This is a genomic window from Campylobacter sp. CNRCH_2015_0338h (assembly GCF_025772785.1).
Taxonomy (GTDB): domain Bacteria; phylum Campylobacterota; class Campylobacteria; order Campylobacterales; family Campylobacteraceae; genus Campylobacter_D.
In genome coordinates, this window is sequence record NZ_JAKMST010000002.1 from 66,298 (window position 1) to 80,592 (window position 14,295).

16 protein-coding genes are annotated in these 14,295 nt (G+C 29.1%); 10 read left to right on the plus strand and 6 right to left on the minus strand.

The window, feature by feature from the left end:
* The first annotated feature begins 121 nt into the window (after positions 1 to 121).
* From L8X30_RS01640 to mnmH, 7 genes are read left to right on the plus strand one after another with little or no spacing between them, the layout of a single operon-like run.
* Positions 122 to 1,066, plus strand: coding sequence for an NAD(P)-binding domain-containing protein (locus tag L8X30_RS01640; protein ID WP_263678670.1), 945 nt, complete (start codon positions 122 to 124; stop codon positions 1,064 to 1,066).
* Entirely contained in the window at positions 1,060 to 1,752 is a 693-nt protein-coding gene (locus L8X30_RS01645) for a tRNA1(Val) (adenine(37)-N6)-methyltransferase (RefSeq protein WP_263678671.1), read from the plus strand. Before L8X30_RS01640 ends, L8X30_RS01645 begins: the two co-directional genes overlap by 7 nt.
* A complete protein-coding gene (locus L8X30_RS01650; RefSeq protein ID WP_263674548.1) occupies positions 1,742 to 2,113 on the plus strand; it encodes a YkgJ family cysteine cluster protein in 372 nt (123 codons plus the stop codon). The genes L8X30_RS01645 and L8X30_RS01650 overlap by 11 nt, the downstream gene beginning before the upstream one ends.
* The gene (locus L8X30_RS01655; protein WP_263678672.1) at positions 2,089 to 3,324 is read left to right on the plus strand and encodes a tetratricopeptide repeat protein; all 1,236 of its coding nucleotides are present in this window, start codon (positions 2,089 to 2,091) and stop codon (positions 3,322 to 3,324) included. The genes L8X30_RS01650 and L8X30_RS01655 overlap by 25 nt, the downstream gene beginning before the upstream one ends.
* On the plus strand, positions 3,309 to 3,911 hold the full coding sequence (locus L8X30_RS01660) for an indole-3-glycerol-phosphate synthase TrpC (protein WP_263678673.1): 603 nt from the start codon (positions 3,309 to 3,311) through the stop codon (positions 3,909 to 3,911). The genes L8X30_RS01655 and L8X30_RS01660 overlap by 16 nt, the downstream gene beginning before the upstream one ends.
* Positions 3,911 to 4,399: an HIT family protein gene (locus tag L8X30_RS01665; RefSeq protein ID WP_263678675.1), complete on the plus strand. Its 489-nt coding sequence runs from the start codon at positions 3,911 to 3,913 to the stop codon at positions 4,397 to 4,399. Before L8X30_RS01660 ends, L8X30_RS01665 begins: the two co-directional genes overlap by 1 nt.
* Positions 4,392 to 5,375 (plus strand): tRNA 2-selenouridine(34) synthase MnmH, encoded by a 984-nt coding sequence (gene mnmH / locus L8X30_RS01670; RefSeq protein WP_263678677.1) that lies wholly within the window; start codon positions 4,392 to 4,394, stop codon positions 5,373 to 5,375. Before L8X30_RS01665 ends, mnmH begins: the two co-directional genes overlap by 8 nt.
* Here mnmH and L8X30_RS01675 read toward each other — a convergent pair.
* Genes L8X30_RS01675 through L8X30_RS01685 form a run of 3 tightly spaced genes read right to left on the minus strand, consistent with a single transcriptional unit; the run spans position 5,370 to position 8,801 of the window.
* Complete coding sequence (locus tag L8X30_RS01675) at positions 5,370 to 6,890, minus strand: inorganic phosphate transporter (protein ID WP_263678678.1); 1,521 nt, start codon at positions 6,888 to 6,890, stop codon at positions 5,370 to 5,372. The two genes, mnmH and L8X30_RS01675, sit on opposite strands and share 6 nt — an antisense overlap.
* Before the next feature lie 46 nt (positions 6,891 to 6,936).
* Complete coding sequence (gene pdxA, locus L8X30_RS01680) at positions 6,937 to 8,037, minus strand: 4-hydroxythreonine-4-phosphate dehydrogenase (protein WP_263678679.1); 1,101 nt, start codon at positions 8,035 to 8,037, stop codon at positions 6,937 to 6,939.
* Entirely contained in the window at positions 8,034 to 8,801 is a 768-nt protein-coding gene (locus L8X30_RS01685) for a pyridoxine 5'-phosphate synthase (protein WP_263678680.1), read from the minus strand. Before L8X30_RS01685 ends, pdxA begins: the two co-directional genes overlap by 4 nt.
* A 55-nt stretch (positions 8,802 to 8,856) precedes the next feature.
* Here L8X30_RS01685 and L8X30_RS01690 point away from each other — a divergent pair, with 55 nt between their 5' ends.
* Genes L8X30_RS01690 through L8X30_RS01700 form a run of 3 tightly spaced genes read left to right on the plus strand, consistent with a single transcriptional unit; the run spans position 8,857 to position 10,920 of the window.
* Positions 8,857 to 9,816, plus strand: a complete 960-nt coding sequence (locus tag L8X30_RS01690) for a Ppx/GppA family phosphatase (RefSeq protein WP_263678681.1) — start codon at positions 8,857 to 8,859, stop codon at positions 9,814 to 9,816.
* A 10-nt stretch (positions 9,817 to 9,826) separates the two neighbouring features.
* Complete coding sequence (locus tag L8X30_RS01695; protein WP_257928420.1) at positions 9,827 to 10,270, plus strand: GatB/YqeY domain-containing protein; 444 nt, start codon at positions 9,827 to 9,829, stop codon at positions 10,268 to 10,270.
* Complete coding sequence (locus L8X30_RS01700; protein WP_047208365.1) at positions 10,267 to 10,920, plus strand: DNA/RNA non-specific endonuclease; 654 nt, start codon at positions 10,267 to 10,269, stop codon at positions 10,918 to 10,920. The genes L8X30_RS01695 and L8X30_RS01700 overlap by 4 nt, the downstream gene beginning before the upstream one ends.
* 30 nt (positions 10,921 to 10,950) lie before the next feature.
* Here L8X30_RS01700 and dnaK read toward each other — a convergent pair whose 3' ends face one another.
* The 3 genes from dnaK to L8X30_RS01715 are packed head-to-tail and all read right to left on the minus strand — an operon-like array spanning position 10,951 to position 14,124.
* Positions 10,951 to 12,813, minus strand: coding sequence for a molecular chaperone DnaK (gene dnaK, locus L8X30_RS01705; protein WP_263678683.1), 1,863 nt, complete (start codon positions 12,811 to 12,813; stop codon positions 10,951 to 10,953).
* Positions 12,814 to 12,835: 22 nt separating this feature from the next.
* Positions 12,836 to 13,345, minus strand: coding sequence for a nucleotide exchange factor GrpE (gene grpE, locus L8X30_RS01710; RefSeq protein ID WP_263678685.1), 510 nt, complete (start codon positions 13,343 to 13,345; stop codon positions 12,836 to 12,838).
* A complete protein-coding gene (locus tag L8X30_RS01715) occupies positions 13,342 to 14,124 on the minus strand; it encodes an HrcA family transcriptional regulator (RefSeq protein ID WP_263678687.1) in 783 nt (260 codons plus the stop codon). Before L8X30_RS01715 ends, grpE begins: the two co-directional genes overlap by 4 nt.
* Between the last annotated feature and the right edge of the window lie 171 nt (positions 14,125 to 14,295).

Genomic DNA, 14,295 nt, shown 5'->3' on the forward strand with positions numbered 1-14,295 from the left:
TTAAATGAGTTGCAATAAAAAACAAAAACTCCACAAAAAATTAAAATTATCTATAAATTTTTATATTTCATTATCATTTTTTTGATACATTTACACATTAAAATACTAAAAAAGGGAAATAATGAAAATTTTTGATATGGTAGTTATTGGTGCTGGCCCTGCAGGTATTGCAGCGGGAGTAGAAGCTAAAATAAAAAATAAAGAAGTTATTGTTTTAGAAAAAACTGATGCGATTTGTCAAACCTTAGTAAAATTTTACAAAGAAGGCAAAAGAGTAGATAAAGCTTATAAAGGTTGTGATAGTACAAATCACGGGCATATAAATTTTGAAGATGGAACTAGAGAAAGTACGATAGAAACTTTCCAAAATGCTATCAAAGAACATAATCTTGAAGTAAAGCTTTCTAGTGAAGTTGAAAGTGTTAAAAAAGATGGAGAAAATTTCATTGTTAGCACCGCAAATGAAAATTATATTTGCAAAAATGCAGTTATTGCCATAGGTAGAATGGGTAAACCAAATAAACCAAGCTATACTTTACCTATAACTTTGACAAAAATCATCAATTTTAATGCAAATTCAGCAAGCCAAGGTGAAAAAATCTTAGTTGTAGGTGGTGGAAATTCAGCAGCAGAATACGCTATAGATTTAGCTAAAAATAACGATGTAACGCTTTGCTATAGAAGAGAAACTTTCTCAAGATTAAACGATATTAATCTAGAAGATATTCAAAAAGCTTTTGAACAAGGTAGTGTAAAAGCAAAACTTGGCATAGATATAACTGGCATTAAAGATGAAAATGGCAAAGCTAAAGTAAATTTCACTAATGACACAAATGAAATTTATGATCGTATTATTTATGCTATTGGGGGTTCAACTCCACTTGATTTCTTACAAAAATGCTCTATAGAAGTTGATGAAAAAGGTGTGCCAAGCTTTGATGAAAACAAAGAAAGCAATGTAAAAGGATTATTTGTAGCAGGTGATATAGCGAGTAAAAACGGAGCTTCTATTGTAGTGGGTTTAAATGATTCATTTAAAATCTGCAATCATCTTTATAAATGCTAAAACTCTTTCAATATTCAAAAGGCTATCGCTATAATAACGATAGCCTTTTACTTTTTGACTTTTTATCTAAAAATAATTTAAAAGGAAATATCCTTGATATAGGATGTGGTTGTGGAATTTTAGGACTTTTAATAAAGCAAAGATTTCCAAATTCAAATGTTTATCTACTAGATATCCAAGAGCAAAATATCAAACTAAGCTATAAAAATGCCAAAGAAAATAAACTTGAAATTCAAGGCATTTGTGAAGATTTTTTAAACTATAAAAGTGATATAAAATTTGATTTTTTAATCTCTAATCCTCCATTTTATAAAAAAAATACACAAAAAAGCCAAGATTTGCATTTATGTATATCAAGATATCAAGAATTTATGCCACTTGAGAAAATGTTTGCTAAAATAAATACTTTAATCAAACCAAATGGTAGTTTTTTTATGTGCTATGAGGCAAGTTTTTTAGATGAAATCTGCGCTTCTTTAAAACAATTTAAATTAAAACTGGTTTCACTTCAATGTGTTCATACTAATGCACAAACTAACGCAAGACTTGTTTTAATGTATATTAAAAAAAATAGCAAAAGTCCTTGCGCGATAATGCCTACACTTTTTATGTATGAAAATGATGTTTTAAATCCAAAAATTAGTGAAATTTATAAAAATACAGGAACTATAAGCTATGATGTGTGAAAAAGGTTTTGATTATTCTTTTGATGAAAGTGCTTGTGAAAAATGTGGTGGGAAGTGTTGCACTGGAGAAAGTGGGTATATCTATGCTAGCAAAGAAGAACTAGAAGCTATTGCTAGTTTTTTAAATTTAAACTTTGAAGCCTTTAAAGAACAATACCTCATCAAAGTTGGATTTAAATATAGCTTTAAAGAAGCAAAGTATGAAAATGGCTACCGTTGTATTTTTTTTGATACAATGTATAAAAAATGTTTAATTTACAAGCATAGACCAAAACAATGTAGAACTTTTCCATTTTGGGAGTATTTTAAAACACACAAAGAGGAGTTAAAAAAAGAATGTATAGGGGTTTGCTTTCACTAATTATCGTTTTTATCCTAACAAGCCTTGCTTTAGCTAAAGGTGAAGATAAAATCCTACAAGCACTTATTTATGAAGAGCATGGGCAATTTCAAAAAGCATGTGATATTTATACAAATTTATTTCATGAAAATAATGAAAGTATATATTTGCAAAAGGCTTTACTTTTAGCCTTAAGTGCTAATTTAAAACAAAAAGATGAGCTTTTAAAAGCTTCTAAAGACTTTTTAGAACACACAGCTATTGCAAGATTAAATGCTTTATATTTTTTTGAAATAGGAGATTACAAACAAGCTGAAGCTATACTTTATAAACTCGTTAAAGAAGAACAAGATTATAGAAATTATGAAATATTAGGCGATATTTTTGCCAAAAAAGCTTTATATACTAAAGCTTTAGAACAATACAATCTTGCTTATAAGCTTTTTGAACATGAAAATTTATTACTTAAAATAGTTGAAATTAATATCAAAAATAAAAATATCAACCAAGCTAAAAAGGCCTTAGAAGAATTTGTAAAAAGTTCACAATGCACTCTTAAAACATGTACCCTACTTTTAAAAATTTATCAAGAACAAAAAGATCATAAAGCAAGTATCCAAACCCTTGAAAAGCTATATAAACTCAACAATGATATTAAATACATCTACGCTATGATAGAATTACTAGTACAAGAAAAAAATTATACTCAGGCTCTAAATTTAACCCAAAAATATAACATAGATCCTGATACTAAAATTTTCTTATATACACAAACAAAAGATTATAAAAAAGCCTATGAAATAGCTTTAAAACATTATGAACTTAGTAAAGATAAAAAATATCTTTCTATGGCAGGTGTTTTAGAATTTGAAATTCATATGGATCCTAAAAGTAAAAAAGTCGCGGACCCAAAAATTCTAGCCTCTATCATGAAAAAATTTGAACAAAGCGTAGATGTGCGCAGTGATGCTTTATATCAAAACTACTATGGCTATGCCTTGATTGAATATGATATTGATATAGTCAAAGGTATGGAGCTAGTAGGCTGGGCGCTTGAACAAGAACCACAAAATCTTTATTATCTAGACTCTTTAGCTTGGGGGTATTATAAACTTAAAGATTGCAAAAAAGCTTATGAAATTTTACAAAAAACATTCCACGATAAAGAATTTGCAAATTCCCAAGAAAGCAAAGATCACTTAAAGGCCATTGAAAAATGTTTAAAACAATAGATTTAAAAAATCATTTTTCAAAAACACAAAAAATTCTTGAAAGTAAAAAAGAAATTTTTCCTTATGATATGTTAGGTAGAAGTCTAGCTTCTAATGCCTTTTATCCTAAAGATATTTATACACTTTTACTTGAAGGAAAACTTTCACATTTTTTATATTCTAAAGATTTAAATTTTGATCATGAAAATTTTGATGCCATCATCTTGCCAACAAGCCCTTTGCTTAATCAAGACATACAAAATTTAAGTCTTTTTAGACGCTATCATGAAAAACCTATTGTGCAATTTGATTTTATTTTTGATGAATATCAAATTTTAGAAAGCTTAGTATATGGGGCTGATGCATTTATTGTATTTCCTAAAATGCTAAAAACCATGCAACTAAAAAAACTTTATAATTTTGCAATACATCTTGGTTTAGAGGCCATTTTTTACCTTGAAAGCAAAAGTGACCTTAATAATGCTATTTTAGCAGGAGCTAGAATTTTTTTATTAGAAGATGAAAAGCTATTACCTTTGATACCAAAAAATAAAGCTCTTATAAGTAAAAATATTAAAAATCTTCATGCTTGCATAAAGGAGAGTTAATGGAGTATTTATACGCACCTTGGAGGGATGTATATTTTAACAATAAAGATAAAAATTTTTGCCCTTTTTGTCATTGCAAGTATGAACTTAATGAAGATGAAAAACTTGGGGTGATTTTTAGAGCTAAAGAATGCTTTGGCATTATGAATAAATACCCTTATAGTCCAGGTCATTTTATGATTATCCCTTATGAGCATTTAGAAAATATAGAAGATTTAAGTGATGATACATGGCTAAAAATTAGCCATTTTGTACGTATTGGAGTTAAAATTTTAAAAGAAAACTTTCATGCTAAGGGTGTTAATATAGGTATGAATTTAGGCAGCGCAGCAGGAGCTGGCATAGCACCACATTGTCATTATCATTTAATCCCAAGATGGCAAGGCGATACAAATTTTATCACCACCATAGGACAAACTAGAGTTTGCGGGAGCGATTTGGAAAAAGTTTATACCACCTTATGTAAAGCTTTTAAAGACTATGTATAAAGAAGTTGATTTTGAAAATTTTTTAAAATTTAATTTTGATCTTTTAATTGACGCAAGAAGCCCCAAAGAATACAAACTTGCTCATATAAAATCTGCGCAGAATTACTACGCACTCAATGATAATGAATTTGAAGAAATAGGCACACTTTATAAGAAAAACAAAGGTTTAGCTAAAGCAAAAGGCGCAAGTTATATTTGTAAAAATATGAGTGAGCATATTAATAAAATTTATCAAAATTATAAAATAGGCTCTTTGGTGGGAATTTATTGCGCAAGAGGTGGTAAAAGATCAAAAGCTATTGCTTTAATCTTAGCTGAACTTGGCTATAGGGTTATAAGATTAGAAGGTGGATATAAAGCTTATAGAAGTTATGTGAGTGAGTTTTTTAGAAAAGATTTAAATATTGAGTTTTTATGCCTTTGTGGTAATACAGCAAGTGGTAAAAGTGATTTAATCCAAACTTTAGATAATGCTTTAAATTTAGAAAAACTAGCCAACCACCAAGGATCTAGTTTTGGTAAAATTTATGGAGAACAACCAAGCCAAAAAGCCTTTGAAGATGAATTGTTTTATTTTTTAAAAGATTATACTTATAAAACTTGTTTTATAGAAGCTGAAAGCAGACAAATTGGAAATTTAACTATCCCGCTAAATTTATACAATAGCATGCAAAAAGCTAAAAAAATTTGGTGTGAGTGTGATATGAATTTACGCATTCAAAGAGTTTTAAAAAACTACACCCCAATGGATAAAAAAGTATTTTATCAATGCGTTGAAAAAATATCACCTTATATCAGCAAGGATTTTAAATTAAGACTTTGTCAAAATTATAAAGAAAACAATTTAGAACTTTGTGTAAAAATGCTTTTTGAATATTATGATAAAGTATATAAAAAACCTTCAAAAATTGATTATTTTATCAATAGTTCTAATTTAGATGAAGCTAAAAAACATCTTATGAGTTTAAACTCATAAGATTGTATTTACAAAGATAATAAAAATAATACTTGAAAGAATTCCAGCAACTGGTAAGGTAATCACCCATGCTAAACCAATAGGTTTCATCATAGCCCATTTAGCATCTTTATTAAATACCCCTATACCTAAAATAGCACCGATTAAAATATGGGTTGAACTAACTGGAATTCCAAGTTGGGTAGCTAAAAGTATAACAATACTTGCGCCAAGTTCAGCACTAAAGCCTGTTGTTGGTTTAATTTCAGCAAGTTTTGACCCCACAGTTTGAATAACTTCTTTACCCAAAAACCAAAGCCCAATAACCAAAGCTATACCAAACATAAGCATTACAGCAAAAGGTACTGGTGAGCTAGGATTAATGGTGTTATTTTTAAGTACATCTAAAATAGCAGCAAATGGTCCAAGAGCATTAGCTATATCATTAGCTCCATGTGAAAAAGCAAAACTTGAAGCAGTAAAAATTTGAAACCATGAAAAAATCTTTTCTATGGTTTTATTAACCTGAGTTTTTTTCATCAATCTCACAACTGCCAAAGTAACAATATAAGCAAAAATAGAAATAATCGAAACTATCCATAAATTTTGCATTACATCTAAAGTAGAAACATTATTTAAACCCTTAAATAAAAACATAGAAGCAATAGTTAATGCACCTACACCTGCTATTAAAGGAACGTGAAATTTCATTCTTGAGAAAACATCTATGTTTTTTTCTTTTTCTTTCAACTCTTTGATTTTTAACTTATATTCACTTCTTTTTTCATCATCATCTAAAACAATAGCGCTAAGTTCTTTGATTTGCTCTTCTTGGCTTTTGTTTTTTAAATTTTTAAAATATTCTTCTTTAAATGCTTTTTTTTCTTTTTTAATTTCTTTTACCACAAGAGTTATTTCTTCTGATGGCTTTAGGATTTTTTTATAAATATAAGCATAAATTAAATACGCCACAAGCCCACCAAGCAAAGGTGAAATAACCCAACTCATAGCTATTTTATAAATACCATTCCAATTTACCATAGATAATGCTTGATCTTGATCAAAAAATACAAAGCCCATAGCAATACTTGAACCTACAATACCTCCTATAATACTATGAGTAGTAGAAACTGGAAGTCCTTTTTTAGTCGCCACAAAAAGCCAAATTCCTGAACTTAACAAAGCTGAGAGCATTACACATACAAACACCATAGGATTAATTCCATCAGGTAAAACCACTATACCACTTCTTATAGTATTTGTTACTTCCTCACCTGCAAACACAGCCCCGCTTAATTCAAATACCGCTGCAATAATCAAAGCTTGTTTTATAGTAACAGTTTTAGCACCTACGCTAGTACCAAATGAATTTGCAACATCATTACCACCGACATTAAAGGCCATGAAAATACCAAATACACTAGCAAGGATAAATAATATCATGGAATTATTAGGAATATAATTATATCCCCAAACAAAAAAACATAAAACACTCACAATAAAAATAAAAAATGCAATAGCATTATCTTTACTCAAGTATTCTCCTTAAGAATTTATTTTAATGAATTAATTTTAGTAACTTTTACTTAGTTTTTTCTTTGATCTTTAAAAATTGCAAAGCAGATTTCACTGCTTGCATATAACTTTGTAAATTAATTTTTTCATTTTTATAAGCCCTATCATAAGCTGTACCATGATCAACGCTAGTACGAATTATAGGTAAATTTAAACTCACATTAATACTTTTTTCAAAATACAAAGCCTTTAAAGGTGCTAAGCCTACATCATGATACATACTCACCAAATACTTGCATTTACTTAACGCAAAAGGAGTAAAAGCACTATCAGCCACTAAAGGCTCACTTAAATAAATATTTTCCTTATAAGAAAGTTCTTTTTCTTTTTGACTTAAAAAATCTTCATTTTCTAAATTTTGTAAATTCAACGTGTAATCTTTTAAAAATACATTTGCCATTCTTATGGCTTTTTTTATTTCCTGCTCTTCTTCTCCACCTATTACACCATTATCACTTGCATGAGGGTTAAAACTTAAAACTCCAATTTTTTCAAATAAAGTGCATTGATAAAAATTAATTAAAAATTGCGCGAGTTTGAAAGCCTTAATTTCTTTATAAACATCTCTTAAAGCCATATGCTCAGTATATAAAGCCACAAAAAGCTCATCACACCCTAACATCATAATAGCATCTTGTTTGAAAAAATCTCTTAGTGCCTCAGTATGACCTTTATAACTCACTCCCCCCATTTGCCAAGTCTTTTTATTAATCGGTAAAGTTACCAAAGCATCTAAAAATAAATGCGTGCAATAACTAGCTCCTTCAAAACTTAAAAAAGAATAAACCCCACTTTTAGCGTCTAAATTCGCAGGATTTAACTCAAAATCAAAATCAATAATTTTACTAGCTTGATATGAAAACTCATAAATTAAAAAATTTTCTTTTTCTTCTTTAAAGATAAAATGTGGTTTTAAAGCATTAGAAATTTCAACTAAATTGATTTTAGATTTAGGATTTATTTTCAAAAGTTTATTTGCTTTTTGAAATAATTCATAATGCACAAAATAATAAGGTTCGCAAATTTTTACTAGCTCATCATGACAAGCTAATAAAATTTGCATACCTATGCCATTTAAATCCCCTATGCTAATAGCAATTTTTTTCATCTTTTAATCAAAGCTTTCATTTGCAATATAGCTTTTTCTAAGCCCACAAAAACCGATCTTGCTACTATACTTTGGCCTATATTTAACTCTTCTATTTCTAAAATATCTACAATATTTTTTACATTTTTATAATTAAGCCCATGTCCAGCTGCCACTCTTAAATTTAGACTCTTAGCCAAACTTGCACTTTGTCTTAATCTTTGGAGTTCATTTTCTAAAAGCTTTTTGAGTTCATTCTTACTTAAAATTAATTCAGGCAATGCATAAGAAGTTTGATTGATATTAGTATATAGTGCATTATAAATATTAGCATACAAGCCTGTATGAAGCTCTATAAAATCAGCATTTAAAGAAGATGATTTTTTAATATCTTCTAAATTTGGATCAATAAACAAAGAAACTTCGATTCGCTCTTGCTTTAAAGCATTAATAGCTTCTTGTAGTTTTTCATTATCTAAATTTAAACCACCTTCTGTCGTAAGTTCTTGTCTTTTTTCAGGCACTAAAGTAACGCGTGAGGGTTTGTATTTTAAAGCATATTCTATCATATCAATAGAGCATTCTAAATTCACTACACATTTGCAATATTTTAAAATATTTTCTAAATCAAACTCATTAGCATGGCGACGATCTTCTCTTACATGGATAGTGATTTGATCAGCTAAATTTGCACTCAAAAACGCAGCTTCAAGCAAATCAGGATCATTTACTTTTCTAGCTTCTCTTAAAACTGCTATATGATCGATATTAACCCCTAAAAGCATAAGTTTTCCTTATAAGTTTTTTGCTATTATACTTTAAATTTTTTAAGGAGAGCTAGTGCTAGGTATTGATATGGGTTCAAATACATTGAGAGCTGTTTTGATGGATGAGAATTTTAATAAATTAAAAAGCGAAGAATTTATCATAGGGGCAGCTAAAAATATGCAAAATGACACCATTAGTGATGAAGCTATAGAAAGAATTTTTAGCGCTTTGAAAATCTTAAAAGAAAAAAATTATAACTTAAGTCAAGCTAAAGCAGTCGCCACAGCTGCTTTTAGAAAAGCAAGAAATACTAAGCTTATTTTTGAAAAAATTCAAAAAGAATTTAAACTTGATATAAAATTAATCGATGCAAAAACCGAAGCAAAACTAAGCGTTTTAGGTATGCAAGAGCGTCTTAAAGCTCTTAAACTTTTTAGAAAAGACTTAAGTTATTGTGATTTGGGCGGTGCTTCTTGTGAAATTTCAAATGATAAGTTTAGCAAAAGTTATGATTTTGGAATCATTAGTTTTTATGAAAGAATGCATTTTAAAGCTATAAAATCAAGTGCTTATGTAAGATTTTTTAAAAAATACCCGCAAAATCTTGCACGTATTAAAGATGAAAAATTAAAAATTCATCTAAGCCCCTACCCTGCACATTTAAAACAACTTGCCCTAAAAGCTTTTAATCTTAGTAAAGATATAAAATTAAAAGGAAATTTTTTCATACTAAATTCAGGAGTACCCACCACACTTTGTGCTTATAAACAAAACATAAAATACAAAGATTACTTAGAAGAAAGTGTAAATGGTAAAATACTCAAACGCAAAGATTTTTTTGATTTTGCTTTAAAAATTTGGAATTTAGAACAAGAAAAAGCTAAAATTTATCTTGGAGAAAATAGAAAAAAATACCTCATAGCAGGCTCAATGATACTTTTTGCTTTATTTAATAAGCAAAAGCTCATTGTGATTGATGATGGTGTTAGAGAAGGTGTGTGTATAGCACATTTTAAAAATATCAAATTTTAAAGGAGAAAAAATGAGTTTAAAAGATCAAATTTTAGAAGATATTAAAGAAGCTATGCGTAATAAAGATGATTTTAAAAGAAACACTTTAAGAACTCTTAATGCTAGCTTTAAACAAATAGAAGTTGATGAGAGAATTACGCTTAGTGATGAAAGAATATACAAAATCATTGCGAGCGAGATTAAAAAACGAAATGAAGCAGCTTTGGCTTTTTCTAAAGGCTCTAGAGAAGATTTAGCACAAAAAGAACTCCAAGAAGTAGCTATTTTAAGTGCTTATTTGCCAAAACAACTTAGCGATGAGGAATTAGAAAGCGAGCTAAAAAAACTTATAAATAAATTACAAATTAGCTCTTTAAAAGAACAAGGTATTTTGATGAAAGAAGCTAAAGCAGCTTTTGGCGCAAGCGTTGATGGTAAAAGACTTAATGAAATGGTAAGAAAGCTTTTAGCATGAAAAAAGTTTTAACGCTTTGCGCCTTAGCTTTAAGCTCTTTTGCTTATACTCAATATGAATTACATCCTAGCTTTAAAGCTTATTTTAAAGACTGCTCTTTATTGATGGATAAATATTATTATATTAATTGTTATGATTATAATTATAAAGGCACTAAGGCTATTGCTTATAAACTAGAAGCTAAAATTTTAAATCAAGGACACATCAAAAAACGCCCAAGATTTCAAGAAGATACCAATATTCCTAAAAAATACAGAACTTATTGGGAGGATTATCTAAGAAGTGGTTATACAAGAGGGCATGTCGTGCCAAATCAATCCATGAATGCGACCCCACAAGCTCAACTTAGTACTTTTTTAATGAGCAACATAACTCCGCAAAAAAAAGATATTAATGCAGAAATTTGGAATGAAATCGAACAAAGAGAAAGATATTTAGCAAAGAAAAATAAAGAATTAGAGGTCTTAAATTTAGTACTTTATGATGATAAGCCAAAACGCATTAAAAACAACATAGCTATTCCTAGTTTTTATGTCAAAATTCTTAAGGCTAAAAATTTCAGCGAATGTTATAAAGTGCCAAATAATGATAATTTTGCAAGATTTGATAGAAATTATTTTAAGGAAGATTGTAAAAAATATATTGATTAAACTAGAAGCGCAAGGCTTCTAGTTTAGTTTTTACTCAACTTCAGCATCGATTACATCATCGTCTTTTTTCTTTTGAGCATTTGGCTCTTCTTTTTTATACATATTTTCTGCTAATTTATGAGAAACTTCGCTTAAAGCTTTCATTTTGCTTTCAATTTCTTCTTTAGAAGCATTAGCATTTTTCAATGTCTCTTTTAACTCATCTAAAGCTTTTTGAATATTTGCTTTATCATCATCACCTACTTTATCTCCAAGCTCACTTAAAGATTTTTCTACTTGATGCACTAAGCTATCAGCAGCATTTCTAGCTTCTACTGCTTCTTTGCGTTTTCTATCTTCTTCTTTGTGAAGCTCTGCATCTTTTACCATGTTATTGATCTCTTCTTCACTTAGTCCACTTGAACCTGTGATTTTAATCTCTTGAGCTTTACCTGTAGCTTTATCTTTTGCACTAACTGTTAAAATACCATTTGCATCAATATCAAAAGTTACTTCAATTTGTGGCATACCGCGAGGTGCTGGTGGAATTCCTTCAAGATTGAAATTTCCCAAAGATTTATTATCACGGCTAAATTCTCTCTCACCTTGTAAAACATTGATAGTAACTGCGCTTTGATTATCTTCAGCAGTTGAGAAAACTTGCTCTTTTTTAGTTGGTATAGTTGTACCTTTTTCGATGATTTTAGTCATCACCCCACCTAAAGTTTCAATACCCAAAGAAAGTGGAGTAACATCAAGCAATAATACATCTTTAACATCACCTTTAATAACCGCACCTTGAATTGCCGCACCTATTGCAACAACTTCATCAGGATTTACTGATTTATTAAGCTCTTTTCCAAAAGCTTTTTTAACTTCTTCTTGTACCAGTGGAACACGGGTAGAACCACCCACCATAACGATTTCTTTTACTTCGCTTTTATCAAGCCCTGCATCTTTTACTACTTCGTTAATCTTACTAATAGTTTCAGCAACTAAGCCATCAATCATACTTTCAAATTTAGCTCTTGTTAGAGTTTTAGTTAAGTGTTTTGGACCACTTGCATCAGCTGTGATAAATGGTAAATTAATATTAGTTTCATTAGCTGAACTTAATTCTTTTTTAGCATTTTCAGCTGCTTCTTTTAATCTTTGTAAAGCCATTACATCGTTTTTAAGATCAATACCTATTTCATCTTTAAACTCATTTGCTAAAAAGTCGATTAATTTATTATCAAAATCATCACCGCCTAAAAATGCATTACCACCGGTTGCTAAAACTTCTACAACATTATCACCTGTTTCAAGCACAGTAACATCAAATGTACCACCACCTAAATCATAAACTACAATTTTTTCACTTTCTTTTTTATCAAGTCCATAAGCCAAAGCTGCTGCAGTTGGTTCATTGATAATTCTTAATACATTTAATCCTGCAATTTGTCCTGCTTCTTTTGTAGCTTTTCTTTGTGCATCATTAAAATACGCTGGAACAGTAATAACCGCATCTTCTACTTTTTCACCCAAGAAAGCCTCTGCATCTTCTTTTAATTTCATTAAAACTTTTGCTGAAATTTCTTGTGGAGTATAAATTTTACCTGCTATTTCAATCGCACAAGCCCCATTTCTTTCTGTGATATGATAAGGTAAGCGATTTTTAGCTTCTTTTGCTGCTTCTTCATTGATCATTAAACCCATAATTCTTTTTATAGAATAAATAGTTTTTTCAGGATTAGTCACAGCTTGACGCTTAGCGCTATCTCCAACTAAAACTTCACCTTTATCTGTAAAAGCAACTACTGAAGGAGTAGTATTTTTACCTTCTTTATTTGGGATAACTTTACTCTCACCTCTTTCATACACACTCACACAAGAATTTGTTGTACCTAAATCTATACCTATAACTTTTGCCATTTTTTATCCTTTTTATTAAATTTTATTTTGCAACACTAACTTTTGCCGATCTAATTACTCTATCATTCATCATATAACCTTTTTGTAAAAGTTGGACAATATGATTGCTTTCATGATCAGCGCTTTCAACATGAAACATCGCTTCATGTAAATTTGGATCAAACTCACCATTTGCTTCTATTGCTTTAACCATATGTTTTTCAAGTTTTTTCAAAAGCAAGTCTAAAGTGTTTTGAACCCCTTCTTTGATTTTTAAACTTAATTCATCATTAGCTTCTACATTAATAGCCGCCTCTAATGCATCAACTACATCAAGCAAATCTTTAGCAAAACTTTCATTTGCATAAATTGTTGCTGAAATTTTTTCTTTTTCCATTCTTTTTTTGATATTTTCAAATTCAGCATTTGCTCTTAAATAAGTATCTTTTAACTCATTATACTCTGCTTGAAGTTTTTCTAATTCATTGTTTTGATTTTCTGAATTTTTCACTGCTTCTTCTTGTATTTGCTCATTTTGCTTTTCTTCGCTCACGCAGCCTCCTTTATAATATTTAACATTGTTTTAAAATCAGAATACACACTACCGGCAAAAACCACATTAGATTCTTTGCCTAAAAATGTACTCTTAAGCTTTAATCCCATAAAACCCTCTTCAAATAAAGGATCAAATTGCAATTTATCGTTAAAATAAAATCCAATTTGAGGAGATAAAAGCTTAGCAAATTCATCATTTTGATAAATTTGATAAGCTTTACTCTCATTATATCTATAATAAACCATAGCATCTTTTAACATAGCAATTTTTTCTAACAACTCTTTAAACTCAACTCTAAAAGCTAAATTTTCAATACTTTTTAGATCAAGTCCTATAAGTCTTTGTAAGAAAATTAAACTATCTTGACTAAATCTTAAAACCAACTCATTTTGTCCAAAATCAAGTATGATAAATTTATCATTAACCTTAGTAATATCTTGTAAAATAAGCTCATCACCACCATAAACTAAGGTATAAATTTCAAACTTATCAAGTAAAAACTCTAGCAAAGCAAGATCGTTAATCACAATCTCATCTTCGCAAAGTTGCTCATACCAATAAGCCTTCATAGCAGTAAAAGTTGGTATGCGACCACTGCTAATGTGAAGTTGTGTTAATACACCCTCATCACTTAATTTTTTAAAATAAACTCTTATAGTAGAAGCAGGTATGCTAACTTTATGATTTAACTCATTAGAACCCACAGGATTATTACCATCTAAATAGGTCTCAATGATGGTTTTTAAAATTAAATCTTTTTTACTATAAGACTTCACTATAAAACCTTAGTTTTTAATTTAGCACTCAATGTTTTTAAGTGACAAAATAATTATACAACTTTAGTATAATAATGTCAAGTTATTTTTAAATAAAAATATTTAAAATTATTTAGTCTATATAACTAAAGTTTATTTAGTTATTTATATATAATATATAAAAATTTATTT